The organism is Mesorhizobium sp. P5_C1, from assembly GCF_054049815.1.
On record NZ_JBFULQ010000528.1, the window covers coordinates 1 to 3,748 of the forward strand.

Below are 3,748 nucleotides of genomic sequence, written 5' to 3' on the forward strand. Positions count from 1 at the left end.
TATTCGGGGAACTCAGCTCCCGGGTCAGGTATGCCGAGGATGCTGTAGACGAATGCATGGCCAACCTCGTGCGCGATGATATCGAAGTCGAGGCTGAAGGGGAGCGCACGTCCGTCTTGCACGAATTGGCTGCCGAGCTCGAGGAAGCCATAGCCGTATTGGGCGTTATCCCAACCCGGCAGGATGGAGATTTCCAGACGGTCGTAGTGATCGCGGAAATGCCAGGTGAGCGGCTGGCCGATGTAACGCTCCCAAACGTCGAGCGTGAAGCGGACGCAACCGAACGCGTGCGCTGCTTCGAAGCCGGGCGTCGAGGGTTGATAGTGATCGAAATTGCCTTCCTCGTCGGGAACGGCGGGATCGAGGATCGCTCGCGTCCAGGGCGGCAGGGAGATGACGGGCGTGCCCAGCGGGCCGTGGTTGACGCCATAGGGCCGCGTCTTGTCGACCGGCTCGACGACATACATAAGATCATCGGACGGGCCAGGTCCGACGCTGCCTCGCGGCGAAGAAACCGTAATGATCTCAGGGCTTGACGTTGGGTCTTCAAACGGAGGCTGAACGAACAGCCTGAACCGGGTACCCATTCCCCCACCTCTCGGTTATATTAGTAACATAACATAATATCCGTGGAATGGCGAGGGCGTTGGTTTGTCAGGTAAATCTTCCTGAAGGCCGGTTCTTAATTGTCGGCAATAAAATTGCCTCAAGAACAATGCGTATCGCTACTGCAGGAGCTGGAACAACTTCTGGTAGCGAGGATGACTGCGAACAGAGGCGAAATCGGAATCGTTCTTGAACCAGAGTCTCATCTCGGCGCCAGCCTGCGGCAGCCACGCCTCCAAAAGGTCGATCGAGCGTTCGAACTCCCCCAGCAACGCATAGGTACAAGCGGCGTTGTATTGGGTGTTCATATCGCTAGGGTCGATCGCCAGAGCCCGCTCAAGCCACTTCGCTGCCCTATCGCCTTCACCAAGGAAGGCCAGCACGATCGCGCCCAGGCAGGCACAATTGGCRTTCTCCGGATGCAGACGGAGTTCCTCTTCAGCTCTCTCCATTGCAATCCGCGCATAAAGCTCCGCGTCGTTCTGCTGGCCGAGAGTGCGGAAGACGTTCACCAGCATGACCGGTGCGCCGTAGTCGGTCGGTTTGATCTCCATCGCACGCATGAAGTACGTCGCGGCGAGTTCGAACTGGCCGCCGGTTACGCAGAACTCGGCATAGTAGCGGTTGGCCTCGTGGCAATTGGGGTCGAGCGCGAGAGCCTGTTCGAACGCCGCGGCGGCCTCGGCACGGCGGCCGGCGAGGGACAGGGCAAAGCCTCTGGCTGAATGCGCCTCGGCCAAATTCGGGTCCAGAGCCAGGGCTTTATCGGCGGTCGCGAAAATGTCGTCCAGTTGGATCGGTGAGCCGTACATCGACTGAAGGCGTACGTCGCTGACCGCCAAGCCTGCATATGCGCGGGCATATCCCGGATCAAGCTCGATGGCCCTGATATAACTTTGTCTGGCCATCAGGTGGTTCGCCCTGGTCGCGATGTGGCTGTAATCGCGGCCTCGAAGATAATGCGTATAGGCGTCCACATTGTCCGTCGGCGCCTTCTCAATAGCCTTCTTCTCCTCGGGCAGGAGCCTGACCCTGAGTTGCGCCACGACCGCCTTGGCGATTTCGTCCTGCACGGCGAAGATGTCGGTGAGGTCGCGGTCGTAGCGGGCAGCCCAGACGTGTCCGTCTGTGGCGCCCTCGATCAGCTCGGCATTGATCCTGACCCGGTTTCCCGCCTTGCGGACGCTGCCCTCGACAATGTAGCCGACGCCAAGCTCCCTGGCGATGCGTTCCATCTTGTCGGTCCTGCCCTTGAAGGCGAAGACCGTATTGCGGCTGAGCACGAACAGGCCGGAGACGTTCGAGAGGTCGGTTATGATATCTTCAGTGATGCCGTCACTGAAATACTGCTGGTCGGGATCATTGCTCAGATTGGCGAAGGGTAGGATCGCCACCGACGGCTTGTCGGACCGCACCAGCGTCTGGACGCTCCCGGCCGCAACATGCGTCTCGACATGCGCGGCGCCCTGGTCCCAGTTGGCGAAATAGACGTGCAGCGGCTGAGCAATGTTCTTGACGGTCCTGGCGCCCTGATCGGCGAAGTCGACGCCCAGCTTGTTGCCGACCGCATGGCGCACCGCTTCCGAGCAGGCGATGCCGCCGGGTATCGCGAGGCCCTGCAGCCGCACCGCAAGATTGACGCCGTCGCCGTGGAAATCATCACCGTCGACGATGATATCGCCAAGGTTGATGCCCATGCGAAACTTGAAATGCCGGTCCTCGGGGATGCCGGCATTCCGCTCGGACATGCCGCGTTGGATCTCGACCGCGCAGCGCGCCGCATTGATCACGCTGCCGAACTCCACCAGGAAGCCGTCACCCATCACCTTAAAGATGCGCCCACCATGCTTGGTGACGGTCGGATCGAAGAACTCCCGTCGATGCTGCCGAAGGAGATTGAGAGTGTGCTCTTCGTCAACCTCCATAAGACGGCTATAGCCGACCACATCTGCGGCCAGGATCGCCGCCAGCCGACGTTCAACATGCTCCTCGGACATGTCGTCTCCTGAAATCGCAGACAATCGTTCTGCCTGATTTAGTTCTATCTGATTTACCTCCTCGGCGCCAACGTCGACGTCGTTCGCGGGAGTAGGAACGAACGGAAGTGACCCAGGACATCTATGACGATCCCGAATTCGTCGAAGGCTACAGCCGGCTGGGCCTTTCGGCCGAAGGCTTGGCAGGAGCGATGGAATAGGACGCTTCAGGGCTTCCGAGGCGCTTGGCCTGCTCTACTGCCATCTCGCGTCGACCAACAGCTGGACGTCGCTGGTCCACCAGGCGTCGCTGCGCAAGGCGGGCGGCCAGCCTGGCTGATTTCAGCCGCTGCACTGCCTGATCGGCCCCTTGCTTGCGCAAGGCCTCATATAACGGCAATAATTCGGCTTCGGGAGGAGGCGACGCAGCCGACGATGGGGGTAGCGTCATGGCGAATCTGATGCCGTTGCTTGTGGCCGGGGCGATGCTCCTGATCGTTGGCAGCCTGATCTATCGCGGCATTGCCGGGCTGTTTTCCGGTTCGGCTTCAAAAGGCAAACCACAGGACAGTCCCGCCTTGCCGGTCGGCAAGGCTCGTCAACGCACGCTGGCATCGTCTGAAGCGGCCCACGCCGCATCGCCTCGGCCCAACACTGCGGCGGAAAAGTTGATCGCCGACTTGCAGCAGCAAGCCAAGGACAGCGACGACCAGCGCAAGGCGAAGTCCAAAGCGCATGTCGAGCGCAAGATCCCGCCGATTTCCGTCGATGGCCGCGAAGCGATCGAACGGGGGCAAGCGGCGCGCATCGCGATCAGGCACGTCTTTCCGCCGCGTCTTCCCCAACGCAGCATGAGCTATTTTGGCGGGCTGCCGATCGTCCCGGATGAATTCGACTGGCCGACGGTTCACAATCGGCAGGGATTGCTCGAGCGCCTCAATTTCATGGCGCAAATCGACTGTTCGGACCTGCCACCGGGACCTGGCCGCGACCTGCTGCCCGACAAGGGCTACCTCTATTTCTTCGCGCCGATGTCCGACACGTTTGGGTCGGACGCGCTACACTTCGTGACCCGGTATGAACCGCGCCGGGTGACGCAGAAGTGGCAGCCGCTCGACATGCCCTCCACCGCCAAGATTCTGGGATCGGATCCGACGGACGAAATC

General features: G+C 60.8%; 2 protein-coding genes and 1 pseudogene. 1 reads left to right on the top strand and 2 read right to left on the bottom strand.

What is annotated here, in order from left to right; genetic code table 11:
* Both ACXJ7R_RS27215 and ACXJ7R_RS27220 read right to left on the bottom strand, forming a co-directional pair.
* Positions 1-587 (bottom strand): annotated as a pseudogene (locus tag ACXJ7R_RS27215) (hypothetical protein); the annotation flags it as partial.
* A gap of 138 nt (positions 588-725) precedes the next feature.
* Positions 726-2,603, bottom strand: a complete 1,878-nt coding sequence (locus tag ACXJ7R_RS27220) for a TPR end-of-group domain-containing protein (RefSeq protein ID WP_457154521.1) — start codon at positions 2,601-2,603, stop codon at positions 726-728.
* A gap of 440 nt (positions 2,604-3,043) precedes the next feature.
* Between ACXJ7R_RS27220 and ACXJ7R_RS27225 the strand changes: the two genes are divergently transcribed.
* Positions 3,044-3,748 (top strand): DUF1963 domain-containing protein (locus ACXJ7R_RS27225; RefSeq protein WP_457154522.1); only part of this gene is annotated, 705 nt, incomplete at its 3' end.